The sequence below is a fragment of the Monashia sp. HAY1-2A genome, from assembly GCF_056755315.1.
Genome location: NZ_JBNDHY010000023.1, coordinates 1 through 16,048, shown reverse-complemented (window position 1 = coordinate 16,048; position 16,048 = coordinate 1). Strand labels below are relative to the sequence as shown.

The 16,048-nt window shown below is 69.4% G+C and carries 13 protein-coding genes; 3 read left to right on the top strand and 10 right to left on the bottom strand.

Going from position 1 to position 16,048, the window contains the following annotated elements; genetic code table 11:
• Positions 1–98: 98 nt before the first annotated feature.
• The 5 genes from ACPYOM_RS05400 to betA all read right to left on the bottom strand — a co-directional run bounded on the left by ACPYOM_RS05400 (position 99) and on the right by betA (position 5,630).
• Entirely contained in the window at positions 99–956 is an 858-nt protein-coding gene (locus ACPYOM_RS05400) for a bifunctional methylenetetrahydrofolate dehydrogenase/methenyltetrahydrofolate cyclohydrolase (protein ID WP_481345178.1), read from the bottom strand.
• Between the two features lie 70 nt (positions 957–1,026).
• Complete coding sequence (locus ACPYOM_RS05395; protein WP_481338856.1) at positions 1,027–2,169, bottom strand: aromatic ring-hydroxylating oxygenase subunit alpha; 1,143 nt, start codon at positions 2,167–2,169, stop codon at positions 1,027–1,029.
• A gap of 112 nt (positions 2,170–2,281) precedes the next feature.
• Positions 2,282–3,454: an NAD(P)/FAD-dependent oxidoreductase gene (locus tag ACPYOM_RS05390; protein ID WP_481345177.1), complete on the bottom strand. Its 1,173-nt coding sequence runs from the start codon at positions 3,452–3,454 to the stop codon at positions 2,282–2,284.
• Positions 3,451–3,816 (bottom strand): bifunctional 3-phenylpropionate/cinnamic acid dioxygenase ferredoxin subunit, encoded by a 366-nt coding sequence (locus tag ACPYOM_RS05385; protein ID WP_481338860.1) that lies wholly within the window; start codon positions 3,814–3,816, stop codon positions 3,451–3,453. Before ACPYOM_RS05385 ends, ACPYOM_RS05390 begins: the two co-directional genes overlap by 4 nt.
• A gap of 149 nt (positions 3,817–3,965) precedes the next feature.
• A complete protein-coding gene (gene betA, locus ACPYOM_RS05380; RefSeq protein WP_481338862.1) occupies positions 3,966–5,630 on the bottom strand; it encodes a choline dehydrogenase in 1,665 nt (554 codons plus the stop codon).
• Between the two features lie 173 nt (positions 5,631–5,803).
• Here betA and ACPYOM_RS05375 point away from each other — a divergent pair, with 173 nt between their 5' ends.
• Positions 5,804–6,634 (top strand): IclR family transcriptional regulator, encoded by an 831-nt coding sequence (locus ACPYOM_RS05375; protein ID WP_481345176.1) that lies wholly within the window; start codon positions 5,804–5,806, stop codon positions 6,632–6,634.
• Between the two features lie 162 nt (positions 6,635–6,796).
• On the opposite strand, the gene ACPYOM_RS05370 is transcribed toward ACPYOM_RS05375, so the two are convergent.
• From ACPYOM_RS05370 to ACPYOM_RS05355, 4 genes are all read right to left on the bottom strand, one after another.
• The gene (locus ACPYOM_RS05370; RefSeq protein WP_481345175.1) at positions 6,797–9,235 is read right to left on the bottom strand and encodes a GcvT family protein; all 2,439 of its coding nucleotides are present in this window, start codon (positions 9,233–9,235) and stop codon (positions 6,797–6,799) included.
• Between the two features lie 192 nt (positions 9,236–9,427).
• Positions 9,428–10,429: an ABC transporter substrate-binding protein gene (locus ACPYOM_RS05365; RefSeq protein ID WP_481345174.1), complete on the bottom strand. Its 1,002-nt coding sequence runs from the start codon at positions 10,427–10,429 to the stop codon at positions 9,428–9,430.
• 70 nt (positions 10,430–10,499) lie between these two features.
• Complete coding sequence (locus tag ACPYOM_RS05360; RefSeq protein WP_481345173.1) at positions 10,500–12,485, bottom strand: ABC transporter permease; 1,986 nt, start codon at positions 12,483–12,485, stop codon at positions 10,500–10,502.
• The gene (locus tag ACPYOM_RS05355; RefSeq protein WP_481345172.1) at positions 12,482–13,570 is read right to left on the bottom strand and encodes a quaternary amine ABC transporter ATP-binding protein; all 1,089 of its coding nucleotides are present in this window, start codon (positions 13,568–13,570) and stop codon (positions 12,482–12,484) included. The genes ACPYOM_RS05360 and ACPYOM_RS05355 overlap by 4 nt, the downstream gene beginning before the upstream one ends.
• Position 13,571: 1 nt before the next feature.
• Between ACPYOM_RS05355 and ACPYOM_RS05350 the strand changes: the two genes are divergently transcribed.
• Positions 13,572–13,697 (top strand): hypothetical protein, encoded by a 126-nt coding sequence (locus ACPYOM_RS05350; RefSeq protein ID WP_481345171.1) that lies wholly within the window; start codon positions 13,572–13,574, stop codon positions 13,695–13,697.
• On the opposite strand, the gene ACPYOM_RS05345 is transcribed toward ACPYOM_RS05350, so the two are convergent.
• Positions 13,687–15,156, bottom strand: a complete 1,470-nt coding sequence (locus ACPYOM_RS05345; protein ID WP_481343921.1) for an aldehyde dehydrogenase family protein — start codon at positions 15,154–15,156, stop codon at positions 13,687–13,689. The two genes, ACPYOM_RS05350 and ACPYOM_RS05345, sit on opposite strands and share 11 nt — an antisense overlap.
• A 292-nt stretch (positions 15,157–15,448) precedes the next feature.
• Here ACPYOM_RS05345 and ACPYOM_RS05340 point away from each other — a divergent pair.
• On the top strand, positions 15,449–16,048 hold a 600-nt coding region (locus ACPYOM_RS05340; protein WP_481345170.1), incomplete at its 3' end, for a formyltetrahydrofolate deformylase.

Below are 16,048 nucleotides of genomic sequence, written 5' to 3'. Positions count from 1 at the left end.
GTGAACCGGGAGGTGCTCACCGTTCTGTGGGGTTGCTGTGCTCGAACGTCATCGCGGCAGCATCGGCGCAGGACCCTTCGTCGGGTCCGGCACGCCGATCACGGGCCTCCGAGGGTCTCGGCCATCTCCACGACGTTGGTGAGCAGCATCGCTCGCGTCATGGGCCCGACCCCCCCGGTTGCTCCGCTGACCTTGCCTGCCACGCTGTCCACGGCCGGATGCACGTCGCCCAAGATGCCTTCGATGGTGCGGGTGATGCCGACGGACAGCACCGTCGCACCTGGCCTGACCCAGTCCGGCTGCACGAGGTGTGCCACGCCTGCGGCCGCGACGACGACGTCGGCGACGCGCGTGTGCGCCGCGACGTCGACGGTCGCCTCGTGGCACAGCGTCACCGTCGCATGCTCACTGCGCCGCGTCAGCATCAGTCCCAGCGGACGGCCGACGGTCAGGCCGCAGCCGATGACGCAGAAGCGTGCCCCGGTGATGGGGACGTCATGGTGTCGCAGCAGCTCGATGATCCCCCTCGGCGTGCACGGCAGCGGGGCCGGCATGCCGAGGACCAACCGCCCGAGGTTGACCGGATGGAGGCCGTCGGCGTCCTTGTCCGGGTCGATGAGCTCGAGCACGCGGTGGGTGTCGATGTGCGCCGGCAGCGGCAGCTGGACGATGAACCCGGTACAGGCCGGGTCCGCGTTCAGCCGGAGGACGGCCGCCTCGATCTCCTCCTGGGAGGCGGTCTGCGGCAGCTCGACCCGGATGGAGTGCAGCCCGACCTCGCGGCAGTCCCGGTGCTTGCCGTTGACGTAGGAACGGCTCCCCGGGTCGTCTCCGACGAGGATCGTCCCCAGACCCGGCCGGATGTCCTGCAGCTGCAGCATGGAGACGCGCTCTGCCAGGTCGCGCTTGACCGTCTCGGCGATCCGCTTGCCGTCGATCAGTGTTGCGGTCGCCATGCCCGCTCCTTCCGTGAGCGCCGAGGCCGGCCGGGTGTCCGGGCGGGTGGGTGGAGGTGGAGCTGCACCGCTAGCCGGCGGTCGGGCCGACGGCGCCCGCGAGCTTGGCCTGGACCCACTCGTGGAACTCGCCGATGTGGTGCTCGCTGGGGACCAGGACTCCCCCGTCGGCGTAGACGCGCGAGCTCATCGCCGGCTGGCACCGCTCGCAGGCGTCGAAGTCCTGCTGGTTGACCCGGTGGAACAGCTCCACCGACGCGCTGACGTCCTTGCCGCTCTCGACCACACCGGGCAGGTAGAGCCAGTCGCACTCGACGATGGTGTGGTCGGCCGCCAGGGGGTACATCCGGTGGAAGATCACATGGTCGGGCACCAGGTTGATGAAGACCTGCGGCTTGACGGTGATCGCGTAGTAGCGACGGTCCTGGTCGTCGGAGACGCCCGGGATACGGTCCAGCCCCTCGGAGCCGTCGACGGTGAACCCCTTGATCTCCTCACCGAAGACGGCGCCGTGGCCCACGAAGTACTGGGCGGCGAACCCGTCGGCGAACTCGGGCAGAACCTCGGTGAGCTCGGGGTGGATCGTCGCGCAGTGGTAGCACTCCATGAAGTTCTCGATGATGAGCTTCCAGTTGGCCTTGACGTCGTAGACGATGCGGCGCCCGACGGCGAGGTTGGCGACGTCGTAGTGCTCGATCGACTCGAGGTCACCGAGGCGCTCGATGACGGCGTGGCGGACGGTCTCGTCGAACGAGGGGGGCTCCGGCGCCAGGCACACCCAGATGTAGCCGAGCCACTCCTGCACCGAGATGGTGCGCAGCCCGTACTCGACGCGGTCGATGTCAGGCATCTTCGTCAGGTTCGGCGCTGCGACGAGCTTGCCGTCGAAGTCGTACGTCCAGGCGTGGTAGGGGCACTGGAACGAGCGCTGGGCCTGGCCCGACTCCTCGGTGCACAGCTGGGCGCCGCGGTGGCGGCAGATGTTGAAGAAGGCCCGGGCCTCGCCCTTGCGGTTGCGGGTGATCAGCACGCTCTCGCGGCCGACCTGCACCGTCTTGAACGAGCCGGGCCCCGTCAGGTCGCTCGAGCGGGCGGCGCAGAACCACATCGCCTCGAAGATCCGCTCCTGCTCGGCGGCGAACACGGCCTCATCGGTGTACGTGTGACCGGGCAGGGTGGCGATGAGGCTGGGCGAGGTCTCGATGACGGACATAAGAGCTCCTGGACGACGGGCGGGGGTGGTGAGGTTTTTTATGACGCAACGTTAAGTGTGATACGCAACAGCGTGCTGGCAGACGCCGGCGCTGTCAAGGGTTGTCCGGCCTTCAGGCGGGAGCCGGAACGGTGGGGGCGCCGAGCATCCGGCGCCACCGGGTGAAGGGTCTGGTCTGGTTCAGGCCGAGGACCCCGACCGGCTCCTGGGCGCGTCGGTAGACCGCCAGGAAGCAGTGCTCGGCAGGGTCGCCCTCCTCGATGGTCACGCTGTCGGCGGACCGGGCGTCGCCGGCGAACTGCAGGCGCACGCCGTACTGGTCCGACCAGAAGTAGGGCGGGGCCACATCCGGTCCCGCGCCGTCGCCGGACAGCAGCGTGGCCACCGCGCGCTTCGGCCGGTCGAGCGCTCCGGTCCAGTGCTCGACTCGGTGGTGACGACCCAACCGTCGGTCGTACCAGGCCGCGCAGTCACCGACGGCCACGACGCCGGGAGAGCTCGTCAGGCCGCCGGCGTCGCAGCGGACGCCGTTGTCGAGCTCCAACCCGGAGCCCTGCAGCCAGTCGACGTTGGGCTGGGCCCCGACACCGACGAGCACGAGGTCGGCCGGCAGCAGCCGGCCGTCGTCGAGCTCGACACCGTCCACCCTTCCGGCACCGGTGAACCGCCGCACCCCGGTGCCGCAGATGAGCCGGACACCGTGGTTGGCGTGCAAGCTGCTGACGATGCGGCCCATGTCCGTGCCGAGCGGCCCGGCGAGGGGGGTCGCCATCGCCTCGACGACGGTGACCTCGAGGCCGAGGGAACGCGCCGTGGACGCGACCTCGGCACCGATGAAGCCGGCGCCGATGACGACGAGCCGCCGCCCGGGCTCGATCTCGGCCCTCAGTGCCACGGCATCGTCGAGCGTCCGCAGGGTGTGGACACCCGCCAGCCCTTCCGTGCCCGGCAGCGTCCGCGCACGGGCACCCGTCGCGACGACGACCCCGTCGGCCCGGATCCGCGTGCCGTCGCCGAGCACCACGCTGCGCTCGGTCAGGTCGAGGCTGGCTGCGCGGACGCCGAGCAGCCACTCGACATCCAGGTCCTCGTCGTCGTCCTCGAGGGCGATGTCCTCCTGCGCGACCTTTCCGGCCAGGAACTCCTTGGACAGGGGCGGCCGGTCGTAGGGCCGGTGCAGCTCGTCACCGATGACGACGAGCCGCCCGTCGAACCCCTGGCTGCGCAGCGCCCTGGCCGAGGAGAGCCCGGCCAGCGAGGCGCCGACGACCGCGACGGTCCTCATCCCCGACCACCCGCACCCTGGCTGCTCGCGCTGACCCCGGGCGGCAGGTTGGGCTCCTCGGAGGACAGCTCGACGTAGATGTGGCCGTCCTCCACGACGACGCGGTGGGTTCGCACGGGCTTCTTGGCCGGCGGTGCGTCGACCTGGCCGGTGCGCAGGTCGAAGCGGGAGGCGTGCAACGGGCATTCGATCTCGCAGCCCTCCAGCCAGCCGTCGGCGAGCGACGCGTCCTGGTGGGTGCAGGTGTCATCGAGCGCGAACACCTCGCCGTCCTCGGTGTGGAACACCGCGATCGGCGGCTCGGCCTGAACGCGCAGCGCCTCCCCCGGCGCGAGTGAGGACAGCGGACAGACTGACAACATAGGAACCACCTCGATGCGAATAACACAACTCAAAGCACGATGCGCAACAGTCTGAGACCACGACAAAGCCGTGTCAAGAGACTCGCCCGCGAAGCCTGAGGGCTTCGCGGGCGAGGGGCTCGGAGGTCGACGTCGCGCCGGTGGACAGGTCAGTGAACCGCGGGCTGGTGGCGGTAGAACTGGGCCTCCGACGGCGGCAGCGGGGTGTTGCCGAGGATCAGGTCGGCAGCCTTCTCCGCCACCATCATCACCGGGGCATAGATGTTGCCGTTGGTGACGTAGGGCATCACCGAGGCGTCGACGACCTTGATGCCCTCCAAGCCGTGAACGCCCATGGTGAGCGGGTCGACGACCGACCTGTCGTCGACCCCCATCCGCAACGAGCACGAGGGGTGCAGCGCCGTCTCCGCGTCCTCGGCGACCCACCTGAGGATCTCCTCGTCGGTCTCGACCGAGGGTCCGGGTGAGATCTCACCGGCGTTGAACGGGTCCATGGCCGGCTGGGTCAGGATGTTCCGCGCGACGCGCACCGCCTCCACCCACTCGCGGCGGTCCTGGTCCGTCGACAGGTAGTTGAACCGGAGGGCCGGGTGCTCCCGGGGGTCCGTGCTCCTGATCTTGACGGAGCCGACGGCATCGGAGTACATCGGCCCGACGTGCACCTGGTACCCCTCGCCACCCTCGGGCGCCGACCCGTCGTACCGCACCGCGATGGGAAGGAAGTGGAACATCAGGTTCGGGTAGGCCACGTCGTCGTTGCTCCGGACGAACCCGCCACCCTCGAAGTGGTTGGTCGCGCCCGGGCCCTGGTGCCGGAAGAGCCAGTCGGCACCGATCAACGGCTTGTACCGGTGCTTGAGGTAGCGCTGCATCGTGACCGGCTGCTTGCAGGCGTACTGGATGTACACCTCGAGATGGTCCTGCAGGTTCTCCCCCACGGCCGGCAGGTCGTGCACGACGTCGATGCCCAGCCGGGACAGCTCCTGGGCGTTGCCCACCCCGGACAGCTGAAGGAGCTGCGGCGAGTTGATGGCGCCGCCGCTGAGGACCACGGTCTTGGCCCGCACCTGCGTCGCGGCACCGCGGCCACGCTGGTACTCCACGCCCACGGCGGTCTTGCCCTCGAAGAGCACGCGCGTGGCCAGGGCCCTCGTCACGACCTCGAGGTTGGGCCGGTCCATGACCGGGTGCAGGTAGGCCCGCGCGGCGGACAGCCGCCGGCCGTTGCGGATGTTCCGGTCGAAGCGCGCGAAACCCTCCTGACGGTAGCCGTTGACGTCGCTGGTCCGGCTGTAGCCGGCCTGCTCGGCAGCCTGGAAGAACGCCTCGAACAACGGGTTCGTCGCGGGGCCCCGCTCGAGGGCCAGCGGCCCGTCGTGGCCGCGGAACGGGTCGTCCGGGTCGGCGGCCAGGCAGTTCTCCATCCGGTTGAAGTACGGCAGGCAGTGGGCGTAGTCCCACGTCTCCATGCCCGGGTCCGCCGCCCACCGCTCGTAGTCCAACGGGTTGCCACGCTGGAAGATCATCCCGTTGATGCTGCTGGAGCCGCCGAGCACCTTGCCGCGCGCGTGGTAGATCCGACGGCCCCCCATGTGCGGCTCGGGCTCGGACTCGTACTTCCAGTCGTAGAACCGGCTGCCGATCGGGAAGGGCAGCGCGGCGGGCATGTGGATGAACACGTCCCAGAGCGAGTCGTTGCGACCCGCCTCCAGGACGAGGACCTTGGTGGCCGGGTCGGCCGAGAGGCGGTTGGCCAGCGCACAGCCGGCCGATCCCCCTCCCACGATGACGAAGTCGTAGACAGCAGACGCCATGTTTCCTCCGAACTCGGGCCGCAGGGAGCTGCGGCCGTGCCAGGGTCGGCGACGCGTGGGCCGGGCACGACGTGCCACAGCTGGCCGACCAGCTGTGCTGAGCGTACCGGAGTAGCGGATTGCGCACTAGACTGCGCGATGCGCAACTGTTACCCGTGCGTTAAGGTTGCGTCATGAGCAACGATATGCAGGGGGAGAACAACAGCAGAGCTCCACGGCGGAGCAGCCGCGCCAACGGCGACACGAGCGGCGGCGTCCAGTCGGTCGATCGGGCGGTGCGCGTGCTCGAGATCCTGGCCGCCACCGGTGGCTCGGGCGTCAGCGAGGTCGCCGCCGACCTCGACGTGCACAAGTCCACCGCCTTCCGGCTTCTCGCCGCGCTGGAGGATCGTGGCCTCGTCGAGCAGAACTCGGAACGCGGCAAGTACCAGCTCGGCTTCGGCATCCTGCGTCTGGCCAGCGCGATCCCGGTGCGGCTCGGCGTCGTCCGGCAGGCCCGGCCGATGCTCGACGAGCTGGCCACCAAGCTCGGTGAGACGATCAACCTGGCCGTGATCCGGGAGCACTACGCCGTCAACGTGGCCGAGGCACTGGGGCCGTCGGCGATCTCGGCCCAGACCTGGATGGGCCAGCTCACCCCGCTGCACGCCACGTCCAGCGGCAAGATCCTGCTGGCACACCTCGACCGCGCCCAGCGCGACGAGGTCCTGGACGTCGCGGGCCAGCCACGGCTCACCGACGCCACCATCACCTCGCGCAGCGCGCTCGAGGAGCAGCTCGAGCAGGCCCTGACCGACGGGTTCGCCACCACGTTCGAGGAGTACGAGGTCGGCCTGAACGCCGTCGCCGTCCCGGTGCGCGACCACACCGGCGGCGTCGTCGCTGCGGTGAGCGTCTCGGGCCCCGCCTTCCGGCTCGTCCCGGACCGCATTCAGGAGGTGGCCGGCGTGCTGCAGGCCGCCGGGAGCCAGATCAGCCGCCGGTTGGGCCACCTGGGCAGCTGACCGACGCCGGGTGGCCCCGGCCGAGCCCGCGTCCCGTGCCTCGGACCGACGCAGTGGCGTCGGGTGCGAGACGCGGGACGCCACTGCGTCGGGTCCGTCGTGGTCGGCGCCCGGCCGCCGCCACGTCGACGGATGTCGAGGGAGGCCGACCGGCGCCGGCCCTCAGCTGCGCAGGCGCGTCATCGCGGGGTCGAACAGCGGCTCGGCGGTCACGACGGCCCTCACGCGCTCGTCGAAGTACCCGATCTCGAGCTCGGTGCCGACCTCGGCGAGATCGACGGGCAGCCAGGCGTACGCGATCCCCTTGCCGATCGTGTAGCCGTAGGCGGCGCTGGTGACGTACCCGACGCAGCGGTCACCGGCGTACACCGGCTCCTTGCCGAGGACGACCGTGCCCGCGTCCGGCAGCGTGAGGCAGGCGAGCCGGCGCGTGCTGGACTCCTTGCGAGCCAGGAGGGCCTCGCGGCCGACGAAGTCGCCCTTGTCGAGCTTGACCGCGAAGCCGAGGCCTGCCTCGTAGGGGTCGTGCTCGGCCGTCATGTCGGCACCGTAGGAGCGGTAGCCCTTCTCCAGGCGCAGGCTCGAGAAGGCACCGCGGCCGGCCGCGATGACGCCGTGCTCCTGCCCGGCCTCCCACAGCAGGTCCCACAGCCGTTGGCCGTGGTCCGCCGTGGTGTAGAGCTCCCAGCCGAGCTCCCCGACGTAGGACAGCCGCATCGCGGTGACGGGCACCGTCCCGATGAAGGCCGAGGTGGCGCGGAAGTACTTCAGGGCCTCGTGGCTGAAGTCGGTGTCGGTCAGCGGCTGGATGAGGTCGCGGGCCTTCGGGCCCCACAGGCCGATGCAGCAGGTGCCCGCGGTGATGTCGCGGACCTGTGCGCTGCCGTCGGCGGGCAGGTGGCGCCTCAGCCAGTCGAGGTCCGCGTTGCCGTTGGCACCGATCTGGAACCGGTCCGTGGCCAGGCGGGCCACCGTGATGTCGCTGCGGATGCCACCGTCGACGTCGAGCAGGAGGCAGTACGTCACCGACCCGACCGACTTGTCGACGTTGGCCGTGACGAGGCCGTTGAGGAACTGCGCCGCACCGGGGCCGGTGACCTCCAGGCGCTTGAGCGCCGTCATGTCGTACATCGCGACCGACTCGCGCGTCACCTGCGCCTCGGCGGCGACGATCGGGGACCAGAACCTGGCGGCCCAGTCGTTCGGCGTGGAGATGTCACGGCCTTCCACGAGACCGGCGTTGGCGGAGTACCACTGCGGACGCTCCCAGCCGGACGCCTCGAGGAACTCGCCGCCGAGCGCCTGCTGGCGCCCGTAGAACGGGCTGGTGCGGATCGGGCGTGGGCTGCCGGTCGGCTGCAGCGGGTGCAGGATGTCGTAGACCTCGACGAAGTTCTGGCAGTCCCGGGTGAGGACGTACTCCGGCGAGAGCTGGTGCTCCTCGAACCGGTTGAGGTCGCACTCGTGCAGGTCGAAGCTCGAGCAGTGCCCGTCGACCAGCAGCTCCGCGACAGCGCGGCCGACGCCGGCCGAGTGCGTGACCCAGACCGCCTCGGCGACCCAGAAGCCGCTGACGTCCGGCGACTCCCCGATGAGCGGCATGTTGTCGGTGGTGAACGAGAAGAGCCCGTTGATGCCCTCCTCGACCTTCGCGTCGCGCGTGGAGGGCAGCAGCTTCTGCGTCTGCGTCCACGCCTCCTCGAAGTCCTCCTGGGTGAACTCCAGGACGGAGGGCATGACCGCCGAGTCGTCGAGGCGGGCGATGTCCTCGGCCCGGATCGGCATCGGCCGGTGCCCGTAGTAGCCGATGCCCAGCGTGTCGAACCGCTCGCGGTAGTAGAGGTCCTGGTCCTGGTGGCGCAGGATCGGCAGCGTCGCCTCCCGAGTGGCCCCGGCCAGGGCCGGAACCTGTGACGTCCAGGCGAGCTGGTGCGCCAAGGGCGTCAGCGGCAGGCTCATGCCGACCTTGTCGGCGATGACGGGGCCCCAGATTCCGGCGCAGCACACGACGATGTCCGCGGGGATCTCACCGTGGTCCGTCACGACGCCGGTCACCCGGCCGTCCTCGACGGTGACGTCCAGGACCTCGTGGCGGGGCAGCAACCGCGCTCCGCGGGAGGCGGCCCGGCGCGTCTGGGCATCGACGGCGTTGACCGCCTTGGCGAGCCCGTCGGTCGGGATGTGCAGGCCGGCGAGCACGACGTCCGGGTCGAGCAGCGGGTACATCGCCGCGGTCTCTGCGGCGTCGAGGACGCGGGACTCGACGCCCCACGCGGTGAGCCACCCGTGCCGGCGGTGCAGCTCGACGACCCGCTCCGGCGTCGTGGCCACCTCGAGCCCACCGACCTGCAGGAAGCACGGGCCCGCTTCCGACTCCATCGAGCAGAACTTCTCGACGGTGTAGCGAGCCAGCTCGGTCATCGTCTTCGAGGCGCTTGCCTGGAACACCAGCCCGGGCGCGTGCGACGTCGACCCCCCGGGGGCCGGCAGGTCGCCCTGGTCGACAACGGTCACGTCGTCCCAGCCGCGAGCGGTGAGCTCGTCGACCAGCGCGGCGCCGACAACCCCCGCACCGATGATGACCACCTTGGGACCCGTCATTCCAAAACCTCCAGAGTGCGTCTGGCGCAACACAATGCGCTGATCGCAACAATCGTCGTGGACCGCCCGCGGGGTGTCAAGAGCCCCGCGGACCCTGATGTGGCGATGTCGGCCGGCATCCGTGGACCGGCAGACCACAGTGCCCGGTCACGGACGTCGTCCGTGACCGGGCACATGGGCCGATCGACCGCGTCAGCCGGCAGCCAGCCAGGCGTTCACCTTGTCCGGGTTGGCGTCCACCCACTTCTTGGCCGCTGCGTCGTCGGACAGCTTGTCCTGGGCGATGGACTTCGCGACGAGGTTCTGGTCGTCGTTGGTCCACTTGAAGTTCTTGACGAGGTTGTAGGCCGGGCTCCCGGACTGCGCGAACTTGGTGCTGACGACCTTGTTGAGGTTGTACTCCGGGTAGTCGCACGCGACCTTGGCCGGCACGGCGTCGCAGCCCTTGGTGTACTTCGGCAGGTTGACCTTGACGAGCGGCACCTCGGCGAGGAACCACTGCGGCGAGTAGAAGTAGCCGATCATCGGCTTCTGGGTCTGCTCGGCCTGCCGGAAGCTCGTGATCAGCGCCGCCTCGGAACCCGCGTAGACCACCTTGTAGTTGAGGTTCAGGTTCTTGACGAGGGCGGCGTCGTTGGTGACGAAGCCCGGGTCGCCGTCGAGGATCTGGCCCTGCCCGCCGGACTCCGAGGTCTTGAACAGGTCGGCGTACTTGTTGAGGTTCTTCCAGTCCGTGATGTCCGGGTGCTGCTTGGCCAGGAACGGCGGCACGTACCAGCCGATGACGCCGATGTTGCCCGTCGGTCCGGCGTCCTGGGCGACCTTCTGCTCGGTGATGTACTTCTTGGCGAGGTCCTCGTGGCCCCAGTTCTCCAGCACCGCGTCCACCTCCCCGGTGCCGAAGCCCTGCCACGAGACCTGCTCGTCGAGGTTCTTCTTGACGACCTTGCAGCCGAGCTTCTTCTCGGCGACATAGGCGACGACGGCAGCGTCGGCCTCGTAGCCGACCCAGGCGTTCACCGCCAGGTTGAAGGTGCCGCACTTGCCTCCGCTTCCGCCCTGGGCACCGGCGGCGGTGTCGGTTCCCACCTTGGCACCGCCGCAGGCGCTGAGCGAGAGCGCCAGGGCCGCAGCGGTGCAGCCGGCCAGGGCTCGGGGTAGAGGGTTCTTCAGGACGGATCTGGGACGAGACATGGGGTTTGCCTTTCGTTCGGCACACGGCCGAGGTTGCGGTAGCAGCGTGGGTTCGGGGTTGCGGGAAGTGCTAGTGGCGGGCGTGGTCGGTGGTGGCCTGGGCCCGCCGGGCGACCGACTGGGTGAGCCGGTCGAGCATGATGCCGAGCAGGACGATGGCGAGCCCGGCGGCCAGGCCCTTGCCGAACAGCGAGTTCTGGCGGAACCCGGCCACGACGTCGTAGCCGAGCGCGCCGCCGCCGACGAGGCCCCCGACCACGACCATGGACAGCACGTAGATCAGGCCCTGGTTCATGGCCAGCGCGATGGTCCGGAGCGACATCGGCAGCTGGACCTTGGTGATGAGCTGCCACGTGCTGGAGCCGGCTGAGGTCGCCGCCTCCATCGTCGTGGGCGACACGGCGGCGATCCCGTCGGCGATGATCTTGATGGCCACCGGCGCGGCGTAGACGACACCCGCGGCGATGCCGGTGAAGCGACTGGCCGCGAAGAGCGCGACGAACGGCACGAGGTAGACGAAGGAGGGCATCGTCTGGGCCGCGTCGAGCACGGGCCGGACCACCCTGTCGACCTTGGGGCTGCGGCCCATCCACACGCCGAACACCAGCCCCAGAGCCATCACCGCGACCGTCGCGATCAACGTCGCGGCAAGCGTGGACATGGCGTCGAACCACAGTCCGGTGCCCACGATGAGGGCCAGCGTCGTCGCGGTGACGAGGGCGGTGCGCACACTGCCGGCGACCGCCGCCAGTGCCACGAGCACGGCGAACAACAGCCACCACGGCGAGTCGGTCAGCAGCGTCTGGAACGGGTTGAGCACGTGGTCGGTGGTGAACTCCTTGAAGTCGCTGGTCAGGGCGCTCAGGTGAACCTGCGTCCAGTCGGTGACGCCCGTGACGAACCGGTTGATCGGGGCGCCCAGGTCGATGTCCGTGGGGAACTCGGCCGCCCAGACGAAGGTGTAGGACAGGTAGAGGCACACCAGGGTGCCCGCTCCCCCGACGAGCAGGGCGACCTTGCGCACCGAGGCGGGGATCCGGCTGGCGCTGCGTCGGGACCTCTCGACGCGCACGCTGGCGGCGGTGGTGACCCGGTCGAAGACGATGGCCATGACGACGATGGACAGGCCGGCGTTGAAGGCGGCGCCGACATCGAGGGACTGCAGCGACCGCAGCACGACCCGCCCCAGACCGGGCGCGTCGATCAGGGCCGCGATGGTCACCATCGACAGCGCCGCCATGATCGTCTGGTTGATCCCGATGACGATGGTCCGCTTGGCCATCGGCAGCATCACCTGTCGCAGGAGCTGGACCCGGGTGGTGCCGAGCGACTGAGCGGCCTCGAGAGTCTCCTTGGGCGTCTGCCTGATGCCGTGCGCCGCGATCCGGATGACCGGCGGGGCCGCGTAGATGAGCGTCGCGATGACCGCCGAGGCCGGTCCGATGAGGAAGACCAGGGTGAGCGGCGCGAGGTAGACGAAGGTCGGCATGGTCTGCATGAAGTCGAGCACCGGGGTGACGACCTGGTTGACGCGGTCGGAGACCCCCGACCAGATCCCCAACGGGATGCCGATGAGGAGCGACACGAGCACCGCAGACAGGGTGAGCGCGAAGGTGTCCATGCTCTCCTGCCACAGGCCTTGCAGGCCCATGAAGGTGAAGCCGGCCACGGCGAGCAGCCCGACCTTGAGGTTGCCCAGGGCCCAGGAGCCGTAACCCACCAGCGCGACGACCCCGAGCCAGCCGATCAGAGGGACCGGGCGTCCGAACGCCGGCTGCGACACCAGCGCGGAGATGAAGTTCGTGAGCTGCTCGATCACCAACCGGATCTCGTTGAAGAAGTAGAGGAACAGCGGGTTGCTGTTGCGGTTGGCGCCGACCGCGTCGTTGAGGTCGTTGAGCCGGGAGTGCAGCGAGGTGACGTCCGCGGCACCCAGCGAGAGGGTGTCACGCCCACGCAGCACCGTGAACGCGACCAGCCACAGGAGCAGGACGCCGGTGATGATCACGCCCCGATGCGGGCGGATGCCGGTGCGGACTGCAGCGATCGTCGTCATGATCCGGCGACCACCGAGAGGATCTCCGCGTCTCCGACGACACCGAGCAGCCGGCCGCCCTCGACGACCTTGATCGGGCGCTCGGCCTCGAGCACCACCCGCACCGCGTCACGGACGACGACGTCGGGACCGAGCTCCGGACCGTCGAGCACGTCGTCCGGATGCACCGGACGCATGATCCAGCGCAGGGTCAGGACGTGCGAGCGGGGGACCTCGCGGACGAAGTCGCGCACGTAGTCGTCGGCCGGGGCCCCGACCAGGTCGGCTCCGGTGCCGACCTGAACGAGCCGGCCGTCGCGCATGATGAGGATGCGGTCGCCGAGCTTGAGTGCCTCGGACAGGTCGTGGGTGATGAAGACCATCGTCTTGCCGACCTCGTGGTGCAGCCGGATGACCTCGTTCTGCATGTCACGCCGGATCAAGGGGTCGAGCGCCGAGAAGGGCTCGTCGAACAGCAGCACCTCCGGGTCGCCGGCCAGCGCCCGGGCGAGGCCGACCCGTTGCTGCATGCCGCCCGAGAGCTGGTCCGGGAAGGAGTTCTCGTAGCCGGAGAGCCCCACCAGGTCGATGACCTCGGCAGCGCGCTGGGCACGCTCCTTCTTGCCGGTACCGCGGATCTCGAGTCCGTAGGAGACGTTGTCGGCGACCCGGCGGTGCGGCAGCAGACCGAAGTGCTGGAAGACCATGGCGATGCTGTGCCGGCGGAGCTCGCGCAGCGACCGCTCGTTGGCCTGGAGGATGTCCTCGCCCTTGAACAGCACCTGGCCGGCGGTGGGCTCGATCAGCCTCGTGAGGCAGCGGACGAGGGTGGACTTGCCCGAGCCCGACAGGCCCATGACGACGAAGACCTCACCCGGCGCCACGTCGAAGCTCAGGTCACAGACCGCTGCGACGCAGCCGGTGCGCTCCTTGAGGTCACGGCGGGACAGGGCCCCCAGCTCCGGGGAGGTGGGCACGTCGGCACCCTTGGCGCCGAAGACCTTCCAGAGGTTCTGGACCGAGATGACCGGGTCCGCCGAGCGGCCGGGTGCCCCGGCCGGGGTGGTCGGGGTCGCGAGCAGCTCGTCGCTCGTGGCAGTTGTCATGGTGGCCTCTCCTGCACTCTCCTGGCTGACCTGCTGGCTGGACTGCTGGGTGGACTGGGGCTGGGTGGACTGGGGCTGGGTGGACTGGGGCTGGGTGGTCGACTGCGAGGGCGTGCTCATCCGCTGAACCACCTCTGGGCTGACGGGCGGATGTTCTGCCAGACGTGCTTGGTCTCGTAGTACTCGGCGAGCCCGGCCTGACCCAGCTCACGGCCGAGACCGGACTGCTTGAACCCGCCCCACTCCGCCTGGGGGACATAGGGGTGGTAGTCGTTGATCCACACGGTGCCGTGCCGCAGCCGCTGGGCCACCCGTTGCGCACGGCCGGCGTCCTGGGTCCAGACCGCTCCTGCCAGACCGTAGGGGGTGTCGTTGGCGATGCGCACCGCGTGCGCCTCGTCGGTGAACCGCTCCACGGTGAGCACCGGACCGAAGGACTCCTCTTGCACGACCCGCATACCAGCATGGCACTCATCGAGCACGGTGGGCCGGTAGAAGTAGCCGTCTTGGAGACCCTCCGTGTCGGCTCGGAAACCCCCGCACCGCAGGACCGCTCCCTCGGCGATCCCGTCCTTGACGTAGCTGGACACCTTCTCCAGGTGCGCTGCGGAGATGAGGGCGCCGGTCTCGGCGCGCTCGTCGAACGGGCCCCCCAGCCGGATGGCCTCGGCACGCCGGACCACCTCGTCGACGACGCGGTCGTGCACCTCGTCCTGGACGATGAGTCGCGAGCCCGCCGAGCACACCTGGCCCGAGTGCAGGAACACCGCGGTGAGGGCGAAGTCGACAGCCGTCTCGAGGTCGGCGTCGGCGAAGATGATGTTGGGGTTCTTGCCGCCCAGCTCCAGGGCGACCTTCTTGACCGTCTGTGCGGCGGCGGCCATGATCCACCGGCCGGTGTCGAGACCCCCGGTGAACGAGACGAGGTCGACGTCCGGGTGCTCAGCCAGCGGGGCGCCGACCTGGTCACCCGGGCCGAGCACGAGGTTGCCGACGCCGGCGGGCAGGCCGGCCTCCTCGAGGCTGCGCATGAGCAGGATGGCCGTCGACGGGGTCAGCTCGCTCGGCTTGAGGACGAAGGTGTTTCCGGCGAGCAGGGCCGGGGCGACCTTCCACGAGGTCTGCAGCAGCGGGTAGTTCCACGGGGTGATCAGCCCGCAGACGCCCACCGGCTCGCGGACCACCCGGCTGATCGCGTCGTCGCGACCCGTGTCGATGACCCGCCCGGCGTCGGTGCCCGCGACGCCCCCGTAGTAGCGGAAGCAGCTGATGACGTCGTCGATGTCGTACTCCGCCTCGACGAGCCGCTTTCCGGTGTCGAGGCTCTCCGCACGCGCGAACTGCGCCTTGTCGCGCTGCAGGAGGTCGGCGGTCCGCAGGAGCAGGGCCCCCCGCTCCACCTCGGGCGTCCGCGGCCAGGGCCCCTCGTCGAAGGCTCGCCGTGCTGCCGCGATCGCGCTGACGGTGTCGGCGCTGCCGCCCTCCGAGACGGTGCTGACGAGACGTCCGTCAGCCGGACATCGAATCTCCCGACGACGTCGGGAGAGAGCCTCGACCCACTCGCCGTCCACGTAGAGCTCTGGCATGCCGCACCCTTCTCCATGGAGAACAGGCGAGCGAATGCTGTCTCTCATTGCGCACCTGTTTGCTAATGGTGCAACAGAGTGGCCCCGGTCTGTGCGACTGTCAAGACCCTGCGGCATACCCGAAAGACCGGACCGGTAATCACGTCGACGGCCGAACGAACGGCCGTCCGTGACCCCACCTGCCTCAAGTCCTGCGCCTGCGGTCGGAGTGCTTGACCCGAACCACCATCGACGGCAGACTGTTGCGTATTGCTCTTCGTGTTGTGTAATACGCATCGTTTGGAGGACCCACATGGCACCTCGCCCCGCGGCCGGCAGCGAGTACGTCCTGACCATCTCGTGCCCGGAGGCACCCGGGATCGTCTACGCCGTCAGCAGCTTCCTCGTCCAGCAGAACGGGAACATCAGCCAGAGTCAGCAGTTCGACGACCGGCTCAGTGACACGTTCTTCATGCGGGTCCAGTTCAGCGTCGTCAACGGTGACCTTGCCCAGCTGAAGGACCGTTTCGCGAGGGTCGCCCAGGCCTTCCAGATGTCCTGGCAGCTCCACGACGCCGCGACGCCGACCCGTACCCTGATTCTGGTCTCACGCTTCGGGCACTGCCTCAACGACCTTCTCTACCGCGCGCGGATCGGTGCGTTGAACGTGGAGATCGCCGGCGTGGTGTCGAACCACCGAGACTTCGAGGACATCGTCACGACGTACGGGGTGCCCTTCCACCACATCCCGGTCACGCCGGACACCAAGGAGGAGGCCGAGGCCCGGCTCCTGGCCCTCGTCGACGAGCTCGACGTCGACCTGGTCGTGCTCGCGCGGTACATGCAGGTCCTGTCCGACGACCTGTGCACCAAGCTCGAGGGCAAGGTCATCAACATCCACCACTCGTTCCTG

What these genes read in the sequence shown, in the direction of transcription:
- ACPYOM_RS05400 (WP_481345178.1), bottom strand. Translation starts at nt 956, where the DNA reads ATGGCGACCGCAACACTGATCGACGGCAAGCGGATCGCCGAGACGGTC.
- ACPYOM_RS05395 (WP_481338856.1), bottom strand. Translation starts at nt 2,169, where the DNA reads ATGTCCGTCATCGAGACCTCGCCCAGCCTCATCGCCACCCTGCCCGGT.
- ACPYOM_RS05390 (WP_481345177.1), bottom strand. Translation starts at nt 3,454, where the DNA reads ATGAGGACCGTCGCGGTCGTCGGCGCCTCGCTGGCCGGGCTCTCCTCG.
- ACPYOM_RS05385 (WP_481338860.1), bottom strand. Translation starts at nt 3,816, where the DNA reads ATGTTGTCAGTCTGTCCGCTGTCCTCACTCGCGCCGGGGGAGGCGCTG.
- betA (WP_481338862.1), bottom strand. Translation starts at nt 5,630, where the DNA reads ATGGCGTCTGCTGTCTACGACTTCGTCATCGTGGGAGGGGGATCGGCC.
- ACPYOM_RS05375 (WP_481345176.1), top strand. Translation starts at nt 5,804, where the DNA reads ATGAGCAACGATATGCAGGGGGAGAACAACAGCAGAGCTCCACGGCGG.
- ACPYOM_RS05370 (WP_481345175.1), bottom strand. Translation starts at nt 9,235, where the DNA reads ATGACGGGTCCCAAGGTGGTCATCATCGGTGCGGGGGTTGTCGGCGCC.
- ACPYOM_RS05365 (WP_481345174.1), bottom strand. Translation starts at nt 10,429, where the DNA reads ATGTCTCGTCCCAGATCCGTCCTGAAGAACCCTCTACCCCGAGCCCTG.
- ACPYOM_RS05360 (WP_481345173.1), bottom strand. Translation starts at nt 12,485, where the DNA reads ATGACGACGATCGCTGCAGTCCGCACCGGCATCCGCCCGCATCGGGGC.
- ACPYOM_RS05355 (WP_481345172.1), bottom strand. Translation starts at nt 13,570, where the DNA reads ATGACAACTGCCACGAGCGACGAGCTGCTCGCGACCCCGACCACCCCG.
- ACPYOM_RS05345 (WP_481343921.1), bottom strand. Translation starts at nt 15,156, where the DNA reads ATGCCAGAGCTCTACGTGGACGGCGAGTGGGTCGAGGCTCTCTCCCGA.